The sequence below is a fragment of the Streptomyces sp. NBC_00690 genome (assembly GCF_036226685.1).
Lineage (GTDB): Bacteria > Actinomycetota > Actinomycetes > Streptomycetales > Streptomycetaceae > Streptomyces.
In genome coordinates this window covers 3667189-3686100 of record NZ_CP109009.1, presented here as the reverse complement: position 1 = coordinate 3686100, position 18912 = coordinate 3667189, and the positions used below count along the sequence as shown (strand labels likewise).

Here is an 18912-nt window from a genome sequence, read left to right as displayed (position 1 = left end):
CCATGCTCGGGGTGCGCCGTCGCTACGAACACGGGTTCCACGCGAGGGGCAACGACCGGTGAACCAGGGCGGTCCCGCCCCGCTGCGCGGCTTTCGGGGCGCCCCGGGTGCTCCACCGCGGGCGGCACCGGCGTGAGGGTCCCCACAGTCGTCGAGGCTCCCGACCCGCCCGCGCACACGCCGGTGTGCTCGTGAAGATCACACGCGTCAGCCGATGTGCCGGTGAAGATCACGCCCTGACCCGCCCGCGCGGGCTCACACCGGCGCCGACGCTGGGACAATGGACGGCGTGACGACTGAGCCGCCTCGTGAAACTCCCCCCGGACCGCAGCAGACCGACCCCTCGGCCGGACTGCTGGTCCTCGCCGGGACCCCCATCGGCGATGTCGCCGACGCCCCGCCCCGGCTGGCCGCCGAACTGGCGGGCGCCGACGTGGTGGCCGCCGAGGACACCCGACGGCTGCGCCGACTCACCCAGGCCCTCGGCATCCAGGTCCAGGGCCGGGTCGTCTCCTACTTCGAAGGCAATGAGTCGGCCCGCACCCCGGAGCTCGTCGAGGCCCTCGCCGGTGGTGCGCGCGTGCTGCTGGTCACCGACGCCGGCATGCCGTCCGTGTCCGACCCCGGCTATCGGCTGGTTGCGGCGGCCGTGGCCCGGGACATCCGGGTCACCGCCGTGCCGGGCCCCTCCGCGGTCCTCACCGCGCTCGCCCTGTCCGGCCTCCCGGTGGACCGCTTCTGCTTCGAGGGCTTCCTGCCGCGCAAGGCGGGCGAGCGCCTCGCCCGCCTCAAGGAGAACCAGGCCGAGCGGCGCACCCTCGTCTACTTCGAGGCCCCCCACCGGCTCGACGACACCCTCGCGGCCATGGCCGAGGTGTTCGGCGCGGGCCGTCGGGCCGCGGTGTGCCGGGAGTTGACCAAGACCTATGAGGAGATCAAGCGCGGCGGCCTCGCCGAACTGGCCGCCTGGGCGGCCGACGGAGTGCGTGGCGAGATCACCGTCGTGGTGGAGGGCGCCCCGGACGCCGCACCCGGGGATCTCGACCCCGACGAACTGGTGCGCAGGGTGCTGGTGCGCGAGGAGGCGGGGGAGCGGCGCAAGGAGGCCATCGCAGCGGTGGCGGTCGCCGCCGGGGTGCCCAAGCGGGAGGTATTCGATGCCGTCGTGGCGGCAAAGAACACGGCTCGGTCAGTCCCCTCAGACGGTAAAGGACTACCGTAGAAAGCAAAGCCCAGACCGTGTTCAGACCCCTCCGGGCATGGGAAGGCAAAAGAGCATTCCATTATTCGACAGGCGCTGATGCGCTCCCGCCGGAATGGGCGTCCACTGGGGCAGTGGAGAGGAGCAGGCATGAGTGAGATCGCGGGCACCGCCAGGGTCCATGAGGCATACGCCTTCGCCTGTATGCGCTGTGGACACGGCTGGGAACAGGCGTACGACATCGAGCACCACATCGACAGCCACGGACAGGAGTACGTCGTCTACCGCGCGGGTGGTGAACGGGTTCCGTCCCCGTTGTCGAGCCCCACGTGTCTGAACTGCGGCGGTCACGTCGTACGGATCATGCGGGCCGGACAGGTCTCGTCGGTCATGGACCTGATGGCCCGATCGATGAGCACCACCCGTCCCCGCTCGGGACGGCAGCGCAAGTCGCCGCCCAACTCCCCGACGGCCGGACCCCTCGGCCCGGGGGAGATCGAGGACGAACTGGACCCCGGGGCGGGCGCCACCGCTGGGCAGGACCGGTCGGGCACCCCGGCGAAGGCCAAGCACCACTGGCACCTCTCCGATCTGCTGCACCCTTTCCACCGCAGGTGAGCCCATGGGCGCGAGCCTCGTAGGATCGCGCCCATGAGTGCCTCGTCCGCCCCGCCGCCGTTGCCCGAACCGCTGGGGGTCCCGGTCGCCGACTCCCACACCCACCTGGACATGCAGGAGGGCACCGTCGAGGAGGCGCTGGCCAGGGCCGCAGCCGTCGGAGTCACGACCGTCGTGCAGGTCGGCTGTGACATCAAGGGGTCGCGCTGGGCCGCGCAGACGGCTGCCGACCACGACGCCGTGTGGGCGGCGGTCGCGCTCCACCCCAACGAGGCCCCGAGGATCGTCCTCGGCGAACCGGGGGGTGGGGGCCCGCGGCAGATCCCGCGGGAAGCCGGGGGCGAGGTCGCACTCGATGACGCGCTCGACGAGATCGACGCGCTCGCCGCACTTCCGCAGGTGCGGGCCGTGGGGGAGACCGGCCTTGACTACTTCCGTACCGGTCCGGACGGCGTGGCCGCGCAGGAGCGGTCGTTCCGCGCCCATATCGAGATCGCCAAACGGCACGGCAAGGCCCTGGTCATCCATGACCGTGACGCCCACGCCGATGTGCTGCGCATCCTCGCGGAGGAGGGCGCGCCCGAGCGGACCGTCTTCCACTGCTACTCCGGTGACGCGGAGATGGCCGAGATCTGCGCAGCCGCCGGCTACTACATGTCCTTCGCCGGAAACGTGACCTTCAAGAACGCTCAGCCGCTGCGTGATGCGCTGGCGGTCGCCCCGCGCGAACTGGTGCTGGTGGAGACGGACGCGCCGTTCCTCACCCCCATGCCCTACCGCGGACGGCCTAACGCCCCCTATCTCATTCCGATCACGCTGCGTGCCATGGCCTTGGTGAAGGGGCTGGACGAGGACACGCTGGCCGCGGCGGTGGCGGCGAACACAGCAGCCGCGTTCGATTACTGAGGGATAACAGACAGGGCGTCCCGCGGGCCCGTACACCCCAGGATCACGACACTGGGTAGTCGATTCGCTTTGGAGAGTGACCATTCCTCCGATAGCGTCCCGGCCGCAGCGCCATCGAGCGAAACGGACCCGGACCTTACGGAGCGTCGTGAGCGATGTGAGCAGTGCGCAGGGCAGACACCGAGCGGCGGGCAGCGCGAACGCGACGGGGGTGGTAGGGGCCGCGGCCCCCGACCCGTTCGGCTACGACTACGCTTCCGCGCGCCCGTACGGATCGCCGCCGGACGCCGGCCATACGGCCGGGGGCCATCCCGTGCACGAGACGGGATTCGCGCCCGGGTTCGGCGCGGAGTACGACCCGGTGGGCGGGCCCGAGGCCGGCCCCCATGACCTCGCGGACCCGTACGCGTCCTTCCCACGGACCGAGGCGGAACCCGGGCCATTCCAGGGGGAGTGGGAGGCATCGGAGTCGGTGACCGGCACCCACGCACCGTGGGACGGGTTCGCGTCCGACCCGCTCGGGCCGCTGGATGGATCGCCGGGCTTCGGCCCGATGCCGGGCAGCGGGTTCGCCCCGGGCGGGGGCTTCGACCAGCACGGTGGGTTCCAGCAAGGCAGTGCTTTCGACCCGGGCAGCGGCTTCCTCCCCGCCGGCGGGGGTTGGGACTTCCCCGGTCAGGCCAACGGCTCGGGGCCAGGCGTCGGAGGACTGTCCGACCACTTCGATCCGTACCACGCGTCCGATGAGCCGACCGGGCCGCCGCTGGACCACCGCTTCACCCCGGGCCCCGGGCCCGTCTTCCGCCCCCTGCCCAGCCTCTTCGACCAACCGGAAGCAGCGGCCGGCCACCAGCGCCCATGGTTCGAAGGCTCCCTCGGCCCCGAGGCGCACGACCCCGCACTGGACGTCGACCTCGGCCCGGACGCCTACGAGGATGCCCGGCCCGGACCGCAGCAGGCACCCCCGCCATCGCAGCCCGTACCGCCGCAGCCCGTACCGTCCGGGCCCGATGTGCCGAAGGCCCCGGAGCCGCGACCGCCCACCGCCCCCGTCCGTCGGCGCGCGGCCGACCGGCCGGACTCCCTGCGCAAACTCGTCCCCCAGGCCCTCGTGGTCGCCTTCCTCGCCGGCGGCACCTCCGCCTTCGTCGCCAGCGACAAGGCCGTGCGCCTCACCGTCGACGGCGTCCCCCGCACGATGCACACCTTCGCCGACGACGTCGAGGAACTCCTCGCGGACGAGGGCGTCGAGGTCGGCGACCACGATCTGATCGCCCCTTCGCCCAGTCAGGACCTCGTCAGCGGCGATGATGTCGTCGTCCGCTACGGCAGGCCCGTCACCCTCACGCTCGACGGGGAACGCCGTCGGGTGTGGACCACGGCCCGCACCGTCGAAGGCGCCCTGCGCCAACTCGGGGTGCGCGCCGAGGGCGCCCATCTCTCCGCGTCCCGTTCGCTGCCGATCTCCCGCCGGGGCCTCGCCCTCGACGTGCGGACCGAACGCGCCGTCACCTTCATGGCCGACGGCCGCGCACGCACCGTCCGCACCACCGCGGCCACCGTCGCGCAGGCCCTGGCCGAGGCCGGCATCACCCTGCGCGGACAGGACACCACTTCCGTGGCCCCGGACAGCTTCCCGCGCCAGGGGCAGACGGTGACCGTGATGCGGATCTCCGGCTCACGCGAGGTGCGCGAGGAGTCGATCCCGTACGACACGGTCAGGACCGAGGACCCACAGCTGTTCCGGGGCACCGAGATCGTCACCCAGCAGGGCCGGCCGGGCACCCGGCGGGTCACCTACGAACTGCGGAGCGTCAACGGCGTCCGGCAGAAGCCGAAGAAGCTCGCGGACGAAGTGGTCCAGGAGCCGGTGACCCGACTGATCAAGGTCGGCACCCAGCGGATGCCGCAATCCGTCGAGGGCGCCGAAGGACTCAACTGGGACGCGCTCGCCCGCTGCGAGTCCGGTGGCCGTCCCGACTCCGTGGACTCGTCGGGCACGCACGGCGGCCTGTACCAGTTCGACACCGGCACCTGGCGGGCCCTGGGCGGCAGCGGCCGACCGCAGGACGCACCCGCCGCCGAGCAGACGTACCGGGCGAAGAAGCTGTACGTGCAAAGGGGCGCGACTCCGTGGCCGCACTGCGGCCGTAGGCTGTATCGGTGAGCACCACTGAGCCCGACGCACTTCTGAGCCCCGCCGACATTCGCGAACTGGCCGCAGCACTGGGCGTACGCCCGACCAAGCAGCGCGGTCAGAACTTCGTCATCGACGCCAACACCGTCCGCCGGATCGTCCGTACCGCGCAGGTGCGCGCCGACGACGTGGTCGTGGAGGTGGGACCGGGGCTCGGCTCGCTGACTCTGGCGCTCCTGGAGGCGGCCGACGAGGTGGTCGCCGTCGAGATCGACGACGTACTCGCGAGTGCCCTGCCCGCCACGATCGTCGCCCGGCTGCCCGAGCGCGCCACGCACTTCTCCCTCGTCCACTCGGACGCGATGCTCATCGAGGAACTGCCCGGCCCGCCGCCGACCGCACTGGTCGCGAACCTTCCGTACAACGTGGCCGTGCCCGTGCTCCTGCACATGCTCGACCGTTTCCCCAGCATCGAGCGGACGCTGGTCATGGTGCAGGCCGAGGTCGCGGACCGACTGGCCGCGTCTCCGGGCAACAAGGTGTACGGAGTGCCGTCCGTGAAGGCGAACTGGTACGCCGATGTGAAGCGGGCCGGCTCCATCGGACGCAATGTGTTCTGGCCCGCTCCCAACGTGGACTCCGGTCTGGTCTCCCTCGTGCGCCGCGACCCACCGGAGACCACCGCCACCAAGGCGGAGGTGTTCGCCGTGGTCGACGCCGCGTTCGCGCAGCGCCGCAAGACCCTGCGCGCGGCCCTCGCGGGCTGGGCCGGCTCCCCCGCGGCTGCCGAACAGGCCCTGGTGGCGGCCGGGGTCTCGCCCCAGGCGCGCGGCGAGTCCCTGACGGTGGCGGAGTTCGCCAGGATCGCGGAGGCCAAGGCATGAGCGGTGTCGACGACCGGAGCGTGACCGTACGCGTCCCCGCCAAGGTCAACGTCCAACTGGCCGTGGGCGGTGCCCGCCCCGACGGCTTCCACGACCTGGCCAACGTCTTCCTCGCGGTGTCCCTGTTCGACGAGGTGACGGTGACGCCCGCGGCCCGGCTGACCGTCACCTGCGCGGGACCCGACGCCCACCAGGTCCCCCTAGACCCGACGAACCTGGCGGCGCGCGCCGCCACCCTGCTCGCCGAACGCCACGGCATCGCCCCCGATGTGCACATCCACATCGCCAAGGACATTCCCGTCGCCGGTGGCATGGCCGGAGGCAGCGCGGACGGTGCCGCGGCGCTGCTGGCCTGCGACGCCCTGTGGGGGCTGCGCTCCACCCGCGCAGCACTGCTCGCCGACTGTGCGGAACTGGGCAGTGACGTCCCCTTCAGCCTGGTCGGCGGGGCGGCGCTCGGCACCGGGCGCGGGGAACAGCTCACCGAACTGCCCGTGGGCGGCAACTTCCACTGGGTCTTCGCGGCGGCGGACGGCGGACTGTCGACCCCCGCGGTGTACGGCGAGTTCGATCGCCTCAACGAAGGCGTGCGGGTGCCCGAGCCCCAGGCGTCCGACGCACTGCTGGACGCGCTCCGCTCAGGGGACCCCACCGCACTCGCCGGAGCCCTCTCCAACGACCTCCAGCCCGCGGCCCTGTCCCTGCGGCCCTCCCTGCGCTCCACCCTGGACCTGGGCATGTCGGCCGGTGCACTCGCCGCTCTCGTCTCGGGTTCCGGTCCCACGACGGCGTTCCTGGCCAAGAACGCGGAAGCGGCGACCGAGGTGGCCGAAGCGCTCAGGACATCGGGCACCTGCCGCACGGCCCGGGTTGCGACCTCGCCCGCGCCCGGCGCCACCATCGTCTGAACGCCCGCGCCACCCGTACTCAGATACGGACATGAGTACGACGACCCTGACCGCGAACCCGCCCCGCGGGCGACCGTATGACGCATGGAAGCACGCGTTCGCGATCTCGCCGCCGCAACACCCGACACCCGGGACCGGTACGTCGACCTGCTCCGGGTCGCCTCCCTGGGTGTCGTGGTGCTCGGGCACTGGCTGATGGCCGCCGTCACGGACGACGGCGTCGGCAATCTCCTCGCCGTGATCCCCGAGTTGCAGCTGCTCACCTGGGCGCTCCAGATCATGCCGGTCTTCTTCTTCGTCGGCGGGTTCTCGCACGCGCTCTCCTACCGTTCCCTGCGCCGCAAGCACCCGGATGGATCGCCCCTCTACGCCGTGTTCCTGCGCGCCCGGCTCCAACGCCTGCTGCGGCCGACGGTGGTGTTCATCCTGGTCTGGGGCGTCGCAGCGCTGATTGTGCAACTCCTCGACGGCGACGGCGGGCTGACCGGCGTCGCCCTGCGACTGGTCACCCAGCCGCTGTGGTTCATCGGGATCTATCTGGCGATGGTCGCCTTCACTCCCCTGCTGCTGAAGCTGCACGAGCGCCACGGCTGGGCGGCCTTCGGTGCCCTCGTCGCCGCTGCCGCGGCCGTCGACGTGGCGCGCTTCGCCTTCGACGTGCCACACATCGCCTTCGCGAACTTCGTCTTCGTCTGGCTCGCCGTCCACCAACTGGGCTTCCTCCGGGCCGACGGCCGTATTCGGATGCCCGCCGCGCTCGCCGGCGCCGGACTGCTCGGCGCCGCCGCACTGGTCGCTTACGGGCCCTATCCGCTCTCCATGGTGGGGATGCCGGGCGAGAAGGTCTCCAACATGGCCCCGCCCACCCTCGCCCTGCTCTGCCACGGCCTCTGGCTCGTCGGAGCGGTCGAACTGCTGAAGAACCCGGGCACCCGGCTCGTGCGGCGCCCCCGCGTCTGGCACGCTGTCGTCGCCGCGAACGGCCTGGCCATGACCGCCTTCCTCTGGCACCTGACCGCGATGCTCGGGGTGTACGGGGCGATGCTCGCGCTCGACATCCCGCTGCCCGAGCCCGCATCCGCCGCCTGGTGGGCGCAGACCCCGATCCGCATCGCGCTCGCCGCGGGAATCACCGCACTCCTGGTCGCGACCTTCCGCAGCTTCGAGCGCCCCAAGGCCACCGGCCCGGGGGCGGGCGGCTCAGGACCCTTCGCGGCGGTGGGGATCACGCTCTGTCTGCTGGGCGTCCTCGGGCTGTCCATGGTGGGCTTCGCCGGACTGCTGGAGGGCAGGTCCGCGATGCTGATAGCGGTCGAGGTCACCGCCCCCACGACGGTTGCGATGGCGCTGATCGGCTGGCTGCTTGTCGAGCGGGCGGCCGGTGGGCGCCTGGCCGTACGGGACGGGGCGGCGGGACCGAAGTGACGGGCTCCCCGGGCGCTAGCTGAGCGCGATTCTGGGCGGCCCGCACGGCGACTACTCTGGAAGCCGATCCGTCCCCCCGTACAGGAGAGTAATGGCCGTCAATCTGGTCAATGTCGAGGCTGTCAGCAAGGTGTACGGGACCCGTCCCCTGCTGGACTCCATTTCCCTCGGCGTCTCCGAAGGTGACCGCATCGGTGTCGTCGGGCGCAACGGCGACGGCAAGACCACCTTGATCCGGTTGCTCGCCAAACTGGAGGAGCCCGACACCGGTCGGGTCACCCAGAGCGGCGGGCTCCAGCTGGGCGTCCTCACCCAGCACGACTCCCTCGATCCCAAGGCGACGGTGCGCCACGAGGTCATCGGGGACCTCGCCGACCACGAGTGGGCGGGCAACGCCAAGATCCGGGATGTGCTCACCGGTCTGTTCGGCGGGCTCGACCTGCCGGGATTCCCCCAGGGCCTGGACACCGTCATCGCACCGCTCTCCGGTGGTGAGCGCCGTCGGATCGCCCTGGCGCAGCTCCTCATCGCCGATCAGGACCTCCTCGTCCTCGACGAGCCCACCAACCACCTCGATGTCGAGGGCATCGCCTGGCTCGCCCGCCACCTCCAGGCCCGGCGCTCGGCGCTGGTCTGCGTCACCCACGACCGCTGGTTCCTGGACCAGGTCTGCACCCGTATGTGGGACGTCCAGCGCGGCGCGGTCTACGAGTACGAGGGCGGCTACAGCGACTACGTCTTCGCCCGGGCCGAGCGTGAGCGCATCGCCGCCACCGAGGAGTCCAAGCGGCAGAACCTGATGCGCAAGGAGCTGGCCTGGCTACGGCGCGGTGCACCCGCCCGCACCTCCAAGCCGCGCTACCGCATCGAGGCCGCCAACGAGCTGATCGCGGACGTGCCGCCGCTGCGGGACTCCAGCGAGTTGATGAAGTTCGCCAGTGCCCGGCTGGGCAAGACCGTCTTCGACCTGGAGGACGTGACCATTGAGGCCGGCCCGAAGCTGCTGCTGAAGCATCTGACCTGGCAGCTGGGCCCCGGTGACCGAATCGGCCTGGTCGGGGTGAACGGCGCGGGCAAGACCTCGCTGCTGCGGGCGCTCGCCGACGCCCAGAGCAGTGGCGGTGAGATCCAGCCAGCCGCAGGAAAGATCACTGCCGGCAGGACCGTACGACTGGCGTACCTCTCCCAGGACGTCACCGAACTGCCGCCCGCCCTGAGGGTGCTGGAGGCCGTCCAGCAGATCCGGGACCGCGTCGACCTCGGCAAGGGCCGGGAGATGACCGCGGGCCAGCTGTGCGAGCAGTTCGGCTTCGGCAAGGAGAAGCAGTGGACCCCGGTCGGCGACCTCTCCGGTGGTGAGCGCCGACGGCTGCAACTGCTGCGGCTACTGATGGACGAGCCGAACGTCCTCTTCCTGGACGAGCCCACCAACGACCTCGACATCGAGACCCTGACCCAGTTGGAGGACCTGCTCGACGGCTGGCCCGGCACGATGGTCGTCATCTCCCACGACCGGTTCTTCATCGAGCGCACCACGGACCGCACCTTCGCCCTCCTCGGCGATCTCACGCTGCGGATGCTGCCGCGCGGCATCGACGAGTACCTGGAGCGGCGGCAGAAGATGATCGAGGCCGCTGTGCCCGCGCTGGTGGTGTCCGCGGCGCCCAAGGCGAAGTCCGCCGGAGAAGCGCGAGCCGCCCAGAAGGAATTGCAGCGAATCGAGCGCAGGCTCGACAAGATTTCCGACAGCGAACGGAATCTGCACACCCAAATCGCTGAGAACGCCACCGATTTCGAGAAGGTCGGAAAGCTGGACGCGGATCTGCGCGCGCTGTTGAACGAGCGCGAGGAGTTGGAGATGCGTTGGCTGGAATTGGCTGAAGATTCCTGAGCCGTTCTTGGCGTCCCGCTTCCCACAAGAGCGTGGAAACTTGGTGGAGAAGGCGTAACAACGGCATTACAGGCCGGTCCGCCCTTGGGTACAGCGTGGACCGGACACGCATCTGAACTGACTCGGGTGATAGAAAGAAGTCCCGCTCAGATGCAGTGAGAACGCGGGACCCCTGTCCGAAAACGCTCCGTCCCGGTGGCGGCCCCTACCCACGGGGTCACCGGGACAGCGGGGGAGGCAGCTCGGGCGGCGGTTCCGTACGAAGGGGGATGCGCTGATGTCTCAGCCGCCCGATCAGGAACCGCAGGGAGGCTTCGGAGCTCCCCAGGACCCGCACCAGCAGGTCCCTCAGCCGCCCACCGCCCCACCGGGTTACGGCTATCCGCAGCAACCGCCGCAACAGCCGCAGCAACCCGGTCCGTACGGTCAGCCGCAGCAACCTGCCCCGTACGGTCAGCAGCCCGGCCCTCACCAGCAACAGCCGGGGCCCTACCAGCAGGCTCCCGGTCCATACGGCCAGCAGCCGCAACAGCCCGGTCCGTACGGCCAGCAGCCGCCGTCGCAACAGCCCGGTCCGTACGGTCAACAGCCGCCGGCCAGTGCGCCGGGCTACGGCTATCCGCAGCAGCCCGCGCCCTTCCAGCAGGCTCCCGGTCAGTACGGCTATCCCCAGCAACCGCAGTACCCGGGCGGTCCCGTACCGCCCCCACCGCCGAACAGCGGTGGACCCGGCCGGTTCTTCAAGGGCAAGCCGGGGGTCATCATCGCCGGGGCGGTGGCCGCCCTCCTCGTGATCGGCGGCGGCACGTACCTCCTCGTCGGCGGCGATGACGAGGGCAAGAGCAAGAAGAAGAACGTCAGCAAGAGTGAGGACCCGAAGCCCTCTCCCTCCGCATCGGTCGACGAGGGCGACGGCAGCGGCGGCGAGAAGGCCGACGACGACCTCAACGCCGGCCGCAAGAGCGGCGAGGCGAAGGTCCTCTTCCTGACGACGAACGATGTGGACCTGCCGCGCAACGGCTCCGATGTGTACGGGCCCTGGGTGTCGGGCGATGTCGTGGCCAAGGCCATGTACAAGGAAGTCGCCGGGTACTCGGTCACCGACGGCACCAAGAAGTGGTCCGTACCCGTCGCCACCGAGGTGTGCTCGGCACCCGCACAGGCGTCCGCCGGTGGGACGATCGTCGTCGGCGTCAAGAACGGCACCACCGACAAGGCCAAGTGCCTCGACCTCCAGATGATCGACATCAAGACCGGCAAGGCCGGTTGGAAGAAGTCCATCCCCGAGGGATTCGGCTTCTCCGGTCTGAGCGAGTTCACCCTGTCGATCAGCGGCAACACCCTTACCGCGGCCGGCACTGGCAGTTCCTACGGGTTCTCGCTCACCGACGGCAGCCAGCTCTTCAAGGGGCCGACCTCGGGCTGCAAGCCGTTCGCGTTCGCCGGCGGACCCAAGCTGCTCGCCGCCTCCAGTTGCCCATCGGCTGACTACAACAAGCCCCAGCAGCAGATCCACGAGGTGGACCCGACCACGGGCAAGCACCGGTGGACCTTCAAGCTGAAGCCGGGCTGGGAAGTCGACAAGGTCTACTCGACCAACCCGACGGTGGTCTCCCTGATCCAGCGCGAACCGAAGAAGTGGGCCATCCTCGCGCTCAACGCGAACGGCACCCAGCGCTCGCAGATCGACGGCGGGAAGGACAAGTTCCGCCCGCGCTGCGGCGGCTCGTTCGTCATCTTCGGCGAGAACCTGGAGGGCTGCACCGGCGTCGCCGCCGACGCCAACACCTTCTATATGTCGACCGAGGGCCAGCGGCTCGGCGGTGCCAACGAGGTCGTCGCCTTCAACCTCGACACCGGCAAGGCCAAGTGGCGCTCCCCGGCCATCGGCGACCGGGCGATGACCCCGCTGCGGATGGAGGGCGACGACCTCCTCGTCTACCAGTCGGGATCGTTCAGCAAGGGCGGCGCGGTGGCCACGATCTCCCCGGCCGGTGGTGCGCCCAAGGTGCTGCTCCAGCACCCGGAGTCGACCTCGCGGATCGAAGGCACCATCTGGACGCCGCGCATGGTCTACGCCGACGGCCGGTTCTTCATGGCGAGCACCCGTGTCTCCGCGTCCAACGACGCCGAGGAGAAGCAGGTCAAAACCATGATGGCGTTCGGCAAGTGAGCAGCTTCACCCCTGGTTCCCGGGGGCCGGTCCACACCGGTCCCCGGGCCGCTCGCCGGCTGGACGCGCCGGCCGCTCTCGGGCCAGTCCGCAGCACCCGTGCGGACCCCTTCCCGGTCTCCCACTCCCCTTCCGAGGTACGTACGCCATGACGCAGCCACCTCCGCCGAACCAGCCCCCGCAGGGCGGTGGTTTCGGCGCACCACAGGAGCCGCCCGCAGGGGGCTTCGGTGCCCCGCAGGAGCCTTCGGGCCAGGGCTTCGGTGCTCCGACGCCCGCTCCCCAGGGCCAGCCCGGATACGGCTATCCCCAGGCGCCCGGGGCGCCCCAGCAACCGCAGTACGGCTATCCCCAGCAGGCACCGCAACAACCGGGATACGGCCAACAACCGGCTTATGGCCATCCGACCACGCCCATGCAGCCGCAGTATGCGGCCCCGGGTCCGGGAGGCGGCCCCGGGGGCGGCAAGAAGATCAGCACCCAGATGCGGATCATCATCGCGGCTGCCGTCGCCGTGGTCCTGATCGTGGGCAGCGGGGTCTACTTCGCCAGCACCCGGGACGACGACGGCAAGAAGGACACCGCCGACAAGAACACGTCCCAGCCCAAGGACGGCTCGTCCGAAGGCGGTTCGGGGGGTGAGAAGGGCGAGGGCGAAGGACAGGCCGGTGACGGCCCGGGCAAGGAGAAGGCGCCCGCCAACGTCAACTCGAAGGTGGCCTTCCAACTGCCGGAGCCGGCCCGTACCGACCTCACGGACGTCCAGGGCTCCTGGGTGACCGACAAGGCGTATGTGAAGCCCGGGGTGCGGTCGATCACCGGCTACGACGCGGCCAAGGGCACCGTTCTGTGGACCCTGCCGCTGCCGGGCCAGATCTGTGCGTCCTCCCGTCAGCAGCCCACCGACAACAAGGTCGCGATCGCCTTCGAGGCCGGCAAGCGCACGCCCCCGCGCAACTACCAGAAGTGCACGGAGGTCGGTGTCGTCGATCTGGCGGCCGGCAAGCTGTTGTGGAGCAAGTCCCTCACCAGCACCACCACCGGCGACGGCAAGGTGAGCTTCAACGAGATCACCCAGAGCGGTCAGACGGTGGCCGCCGGCGGCCTGGACGGCGGAGCGGCCTTCGACCTCAACAGCGGCGCCATCCGCTGGAAGCCGACGGTCAACGCCGACCAGTGCGAGGACCTGGGATACGGCGGCGGCCCCGCCTTGGTCGCGATCCGCAAGTGCGGTGGCTACGACAATCCCCAGCTCATCGTGCAGGCGGTCAACCCCGACAACGGGACCCCGCTGTTCTCGTACAAGCTGCCTGCCGGTGTCGAGTACGCGAGCGTCGTGTCCAGCAAGCCGCTCGTGGTCGCAGCCGACGTGGGCGACACGGCCGGCTCCAGCGGTTTCTCCGACCTCTTCTCGCTGGACGACAAGGGCACGCTCCGGGCCAAGATCTCGGCGACGGGCGACAAGTTCGAGGCGCGCTGCCGGGTCACCGAAGTGGAGAACTGCACCAAGATCGTCGTCGGCAACGGCCGGGTCTACCTCCCGACCGCCGACCACGACGGCGCCAGCGAGTACGGCGACACCAACGAGATCGTCTCGTACGACCTCGCCACCGGAAAGCCCACCAGCGACCGGGCGGATGCGGGCGACCGCTACACGATGTTCCCGTTGCGCATGGACGGCGGGAACATCATCGCCTACAAGTGGCCCCCGTATGACGCGGGCGGTCAGGTCGTCAGCATCGACGGCGCCACCTTCAAACAGACCGTGCTCATGGAGAACCCGTCGGACCGTTCGGTACGGGAGTCAGAGACCGCCTTCTCCTCGGACTCGGCCGAGTACCGGTTCGCCAATGGCCGGCTCTATGTCGGTGCCACGTTGATGAGCAAGTCGTCCATCGGAAAGAAGTATCTGGCGGTCGCCTTCAGTACGGCCGACTGATAGCCGCTTCTCCCGCTTCCTTGGCCCGGCCGATCGGTGAACCGAAATGCCGGGCCAAGGTCATGCTTTGGTCATGGGAAGGTCATAAGTAGCCCTGTTTGGTGAAGAATTCGGCAGTACGGGGGACTTCTCACAAGTTAGCGCGGCGCAAAGTCGAACAAGCGTGTAACTTGCCGGGGCAGGGCCGGGGTGGAGCGGCAGCGGCGGGGGATAGGAGTTGCTCGATGGGCGTGCGGCTCATGGTGGTCGACGATCACCGACTGCTCGCGGAGGCGCTCGCCTCAGCATTGAAGTTGCGGGGGCACCGGGTGCTCGCCGCGGCGGCGCCGGCTGCGGGTGCGGCTGACCTGGTGGTCAGTAGGGCGCCGGAGGTTTGTCTGTTGGGCACGGCGACGCCGGCGGAGCCGGGCGCCTTCGATCCGATCGTGAAGATCAAGCGGGAGCGGCCCCAGGTGGCCGTGGTGGTGCTGGGCCCGGTGCCCTCCCCTCGCGGCATCGCAGCGGCCTTCGCCGCCGGTGCCTCCGGGTATGTGCGCCACGACGAGCGCATAGAGGGCGTCGAGCGGGCCATGGTCAAGGCGCGGGCGGGCGAGGCGGTGGTCGCCCCTCAGCTCCTCCAGGGCGCTTTTTCGGAACTGCTCAACCCGGTGGCCCAACCCGACGACGAGGGCCAGCGGTTGCTGCACCTGCTGACCCCGCGCGAGGTCGAGGTGCTGGTGCGGGTCGCCGAGGGGGAGGACACCCGGCTGATCGCGGCGGGCATGGGGATCGCGCCCAGCACCGCCCGTACCCATGTCCAGCGGGTCCTGATGAAGCTCGGCGTCGGCTCCCGGTTGGAGGCCGCCGCGCTGGCGGCCCGCACGGGGCTGCTGGACCGGGCGGCGGCGTCGCCGGGGGTCTTCCCGCCCGCGCTGTCGTCCATGGTGCCCCGGCCGTCGTTGCCGATGGAGCGCTGACCCCCGAGTCGTTACGCGTGCCTGCGGGCGGCGGTGTCCAGCACCGCGGTCCGGCCATGTCGCCGAGCAGTACGGATGTCGAAGACGCAGCGGCCTTGCCGCACCCCCGTTCGCGGAGGGTGCGACAAGGCCGCTCTGCTGTGTCCGTCGCGCTGGCTGTCTCTCTCGGTGTTGCCGGTGCTGCTGGCGGTGGCGCCTGTGCCGTTGACCGTCCTTCCGGTGTTGAGCTCGCTGGTTCCTCGAAGGGTCACCGGCCGCTGAGCGGGCGGTCCGAACGGGTGGTCCGATCGCGACAACATGACCGAAGAGCAGCCCGTTCCTTGCCATGAATGTTTGATTGTGATTTTTTATGTGTGATTCTGTTGGAGTAGGAGGGAGTCTGTGGGTGAAGAAGACCGCGACCCGTCTGGCCGATGGCCGGGAGCTGCTCTACTACGACTGCCGTGATGACACCGTGCGCGAGGTGGTCGACCGACGGCCCCTCGACCCCGTCACCACCGGCTCGGAGATCCGGCGCGATCCCCTGCTCGGCGACTTCGTCGCCATCGCCTCCCACCGCCAGGAGCGCACCTATCAGCCGCCGCCCGGCGAATGCCCCCTCTGCCCGTCCCGGGACGGCCGCGTCAGTGAGATCCCGGCCGCCGACTACGACGTGGTCGTCTTCGAGAACCGCTTCCCCTCCCTGGCGGGGGACTTCGGCCGCTGTGAGGTCGTCTGCTTCACCCCCGACCACCACGCCTCCTTCGCCGACCTCGACGAAGAGCAGACCGCACTCGTCCTCGACGCCTGGACCGATCGCACCGCGGCTCTCGCCGCCCGCCCCGGGGTCGAGCAGGTCTTCTGCTTCGAGAACCGCGGCGCCGACATCGGAGTGACGCTCGGCCACCCCCACGGACAGATCTACGCCTATCCCTTCGTGACCCCGCGTACGGCCTTGATGCTGCGATCGGTCGACGAACACCGACGGAGCACCGGCGGCAACCTCTTCGATGACGTGGTCGCCCGTGAACTGGCCCAGCGCGAACGGATGGTTCTCATGGGAGAGGAGTGGCTGGCGTTTGTGCCCTATGCCGCGCACTGGCCGTACGAGGTCCATCTATATCCACGACGTCGCGTCGCCGACCTTCGTGGACTCGATGAAGCGGCCCGAGCCGAATTCCCCCGGATCTATCTCGAACTCCTTCGAAGATTCGACCGATTGTTCGGAATCTCCGGGCCTCCGACGCCCTATATCTCCGCGTGGCACCAGGCGCCCTTCCACGCACCGGGCCGGGATGACTTCGCACTCCATCTAGAGCTTTTCACCATTCGCAGGACTTCCGGCAAGCTGAAGTACCTGGCCGGCTCCGAGTCCGGTATGAGCGTCTTCATCAACGATGTGCAGCCGGAGTCCGCGGCCCGGCGACTGCGAGAGGCGGCGAGTCAATGAGCAGGTACCTGGTGACCGGTGGAGCCGGATACATCGGCAGTGTGGTGACGCACCATCTGCTGTCGGCGGGACACGAGGTCACCGTCCTCGACAATCTCTCCACGGGGTTTCGCACGGCGGTCCCCGAGGGCGCCGACTTCATCGAGGGGGATGTCAGCGAGGCCGCCGACTGGCTCGATCCCACCTATGCCGGAGTCCTGCACTTCGCGGCCTTCTCCCAAGTCGGCGAGTCCGTCCAGCACCCGGAGAAGTACTGGGAGAACAACACGGCCGGCACGATGGCACTGCTCGCGGCCATGCGCAGCCACCGCGTGCGGACCCTCGTCTTCTCCTCCACGGCCGCGGTGTACGGGGAGCCCGCCCGCACGCCCGTCACCGAGACCGATCCGACCGCGCCCACCAACCCCTACGGCGCGACCAAACTCGCCGTGGACCACATGATCTCGGGCGAGGCCACAGCCCATGGGCTTGCCGCGGTGTCCCTGCGCTACTTCAACGTCGCCGGTGCCTACCGGGGCTTCGGCGAACGCCATGACCCCGAGTCCCATCTGATCCCGCTCGTCCTCGGCGTCGCCCTCGGCACCCGGGCGTCCATCTCCGTGTACGGGGACGACTACCCCACCCCTGACGGCACCTGCGTACGCGACTACATCCATGTCGCCGACCTCGCCGAAGCCCATCTGCTGGCGCTCGGTGCCGCAGCCCCCGGAGAGCATCTGATCTGCAACCTCGGCAACGGCCAGGGCTTTTCGGTGCGCGAGGTCATCGACGCCGTACGCGAGATCACCGGACACCCGGTGCCGGTGGTCCCCGCACCCCGCCGCCCCGGCGATCCGGCCGCCCTGGTGGCGTCCGCGACCCTCGCCCGGGAGCGCCTCGGCTGGACGCCTAAGCGCTCGGACCTCACCGGGATCATCACGGACGCCTGGGAGTTCGCCCGAGGGCGTGCCTCATGAGCGAGGGGGTGTGGACCGCGCCCGGCCGGGTGAACCTCATCGGTGAACACACCGACTACAACGACGGTCTGGTGATGCCCTTCGCCCTACCGCTGTCGATCGAGGTCAGCGCGGACCGGGGTACTCCCGGACGGCTGCGGCTCTCCTCGGCGAACGTCCCGGGCCAGAGCGTCGAACTCCGGGTCGAGGATCTCGCACCCGGCCGTGGACCCGGTGGGTGGAGCGACTATCCCGCGGGGGTGGTCTGGGCCCTGCGGGAGGCGGGCCATCCGGTCACGGGTGCCGACCTTCACTTCGAGTCGACGCTGCCGACGGGCGCCGGACTCTCCTCGTCGGCGGCGCTGGAGGTCGCCACCGCGCTGGCCCTCGGCGACCTCTTCGCACTGGACCTGGACCGTACGGAACTCGCCCTGCTCTGCCGTCGCGCGGAGAACGTCTACGCGGGCGCCCCCACCGGGATCATGGACCAGATGGCCTCGGCGTGCTGCACCGATGGGCACGCCCTGCTGCTGGACACCCGCGATCTGTCCTGCCGACAGATCCCCCTGGACCTGACTGCGCACGACCTGGCCCTCCTGGTCATCGACACCCGCGTCACCCATGCGCACAGCCAAGGGGAGTACGGGGAACGCCGGGCGGGCTGTGAGGCCGCGGCGCGGCTGCTGGGGATCCCCGCACTTCGGGACCTAGCTCCCGAACGCCTCCCCGCGGCGCTGGAGCGACTACCGCCGGCACTGGGGCCCCTGGTGCGCCATGTGGTGACCGAGAACGTCCGGGTGGAGCGGGCGGCGGACCTGCTGCTGACGGGTGCGCCCGAGGAGCTCGGTCCGATCCTCACCGAGGGCCATGCCTCGCTGCGGGACGACTTCCGGGTGTCCTGTCCGGAACTGGACCTCGTGGTGGAGGCGGCGCTGGCCGCGGGCGCGCTCGGGGCGCGGATGACCGGTGGTGGATTCGGCGGCTCGGCGATCGCCCTGGTCCCCGGGCCGCGGGTGCGGGCGGTGGGGGACGCAGTCGAGTCCGCCTTCGCCCGGGCGTCGTACCGCCCGCCCGAGGTGCGGGACGCCGTTGCTGCGAGTGGGGCGAGACGCCTTTCCTGAGCCGCTTCGCCGACCCCCCGACGAAGGGACTGCGCCGCGGGATTTCCTTTCCGGTGAAGGTTCGCGACCGCATCCTGTCCGGTAGCGCGGTGCGGGCTCCCGGTCGGGTGCCGGGAGGCCGGAGCGGGTTGGTCGCCGGTCGGGCGGGTTGGAGAAAGCGCGGGGTAGAAGAAGTGCGTCGACTCTCCATCGCCAACTCGTCGATCTCTGTCGACTTCCGCCCCAATACCAAACAATCAGCCCACCTGGCACAGTTCAGGCAATCAGTTCTGCAAATATCCTTCCCCCAGGTCCCCCCGCCCGTACTCTGATCCTCAGCGCCGGTGGGGGCCGGTGTTGATCAGGGGGCGAGACAGTCGGATAGGACACCCGGGGGCGGGGTACCAGGA

14 protein-coding genes are annotated in these 18912 nt (G+C 70.1%); all 14 read left to right on the top strand.

Annotated elements, in window-relative coordinates:
* The first annotated feature begins 280 nt into the window (after nucleotides 1–280).
* The 14 genes from rsmI (at nucleotide 281) to galK (ending at nucleotide 18523) form a co-directional block, all read left to right on the top strand.
* Complete coding sequence (rsmI, locus tag OID54_RS16110; protein WP_443055603.1) at nucleotides 281–1222, top strand: 16S rRNA (cytidine(1402)-2'-O)-methyltransferase; 942 nt, start codon at nucleotides 281–283, stop codon at nucleotides 1220–1222.
* 129 nt (nucleotides 1223–1351) lie between these two features.
* On the top strand, nucleotides 1352–1819 hold the full coding sequence (locus OID54_RS16105; RefSeq protein WP_329020175.1) for a hypothetical protein: 468 nt from the start codon (nucleotides 1352–1354) through the stop codon (nucleotides 1817–1819).
* A 33-nt stretch (nucleotides 1820–1852) separates the two neighbouring features.
* Nucleotides 1853–2725 carry a TatD family hydrolase gene (locus OID54_RS16100; protein ID WP_329020172.1) on the top strand — a complete coding sequence of 291 codons (873 nt, stop codon included), beginning with the start codon at nucleotides 1853–1855 and terminating at the stop codon, nucleotides 2723–2725.
* Between the two features lie 1012 nt (nucleotides 2726–3737).
* Nucleotides 3738–4892 carry a ubiquitin-like domain-containing protein gene (locus OID54_RS16095; RefSeq protein ID WP_443055780.1) on the top strand — a complete coding sequence of 385 codons (1155 nt, stop codon included), beginning with the start codon at nucleotides 3738–3740 and terminating at the stop codon, nucleotides 4890–4892.
* Nucleotides 4889–5746, top strand: coding sequence for a 16S rRNA (adenine(1518)-N(6)/adenine(1519)-N(6))-dimethyltransferase RsmA (gene rsmA / locus OID54_RS16090; protein WP_329020169.1), 858 nt, complete (start codon nucleotides 4889–4891; stop codon nucleotides 5744–5746). Before OID54_RS16095 ends, rsmA begins: the two co-directional genes overlap by 4 nt.
* Nucleotides 5743–6654, top strand: coding sequence for a 4-(cytidine 5'-diphospho)-2-C-methyl-D-erythritol kinase (locus tag OID54_RS16085; protein ID WP_329020166.1), 912 nt, complete (start codon nucleotides 5743–5745; stop codon nucleotides 6652–6654). Before rsmA ends, OID54_RS16085 begins: the two co-directional genes overlap by 4 nt.
* A gap of 84 nt (nucleotides 6655–6738) precedes the next feature.
* The gene (locus OID54_RS16080) at nucleotides 6739–8079 is read left to right on the top strand and encodes an acyltransferase family protein (RefSeq protein WP_329020164.1); all 1341 of its coding nucleotides are present in this window, start codon (nucleotides 6739–6741) and stop codon (nucleotides 8077–8079) included.
* A gap of 91 nt (nucleotides 8080–8170) precedes the next feature.
* A complete protein-coding gene (locus OID54_RS16075) occupies nucleotides 8171–9970 on the top strand; it encodes an ABC-F family ATP-binding cassette domain-containing protein (protein ID WP_329020161.1) in 1800 nt (599 codons plus the stop codon).
* Between the two features lie 277 nt (nucleotides 9971–10247).
* A complete protein-coding gene (locus tag OID54_RS16065) occupies nucleotides 10248–12143 on the top strand; it encodes an outer membrane protein assembly factor BamB family protein (protein WP_443055602.1) in 1896 nt (631 codons plus the stop codon).
* A gap of 148 nt (nucleotides 12144–12291) precedes the next feature.
* On the top strand, nucleotides 12292–14082 hold the full coding sequence (locus tag OID54_RS16060) for an outer membrane protein assembly factor BamB family protein (protein WP_329020152.1): 1791 nt from the start codon (nucleotides 12292–12294) through the stop codon (nucleotides 14080–14082).
* A gap of 224 nt (nucleotides 14083–14306) precedes the next feature.
* Nucleotides 14307–15038, top strand: a complete 732-nt coding sequence (locus tag OID54_RS16055; protein ID WP_329020149.1) for a helix-turn-helix transcriptional regulator — start codon at nucleotides 14307–14309, stop codon at nucleotides 15036–15038.
* 385 nt (nucleotides 15039–15423) lie between these two features.
* Nucleotides 15424–16467, top strand: coding sequence for a galactose-1-phosphate uridylyltransferase (gene galT / locus OID54_RS16050; RefSeq protein ID WP_329020146.1), 1044 nt, complete (start codon nucleotides 15424–15426; stop codon nucleotides 16465–16467).
* Nucleotides 16464–17423 (top strand): UDP-glucose 4-epimerase GalE, encoded by a 960-nt coding sequence (galE, locus tag OID54_RS16045; RefSeq protein WP_329020143.1) that lies wholly within the window; start codon nucleotides 16464–16466, stop codon nucleotides 17421–17423. The genes galT and galE overlap by 4 nt, the downstream gene beginning before the upstream one ends.
* Nucleotides 17420–18523 carry a galactokinase gene (galK, locus tag OID54_RS16040; protein ID WP_329020140.1) on the top strand — a complete coding sequence of 368 codons (1104 nt, stop codon included), beginning with the start codon at nucleotides 17420–17422 and terminating at the stop codon, nucleotides 18521–18523. Before galE ends, galK begins: the two co-directional genes overlap by 4 nt.
* The last annotated feature ends 389 nt before the right edge of the window (nucleotides 18524–18912 follow it).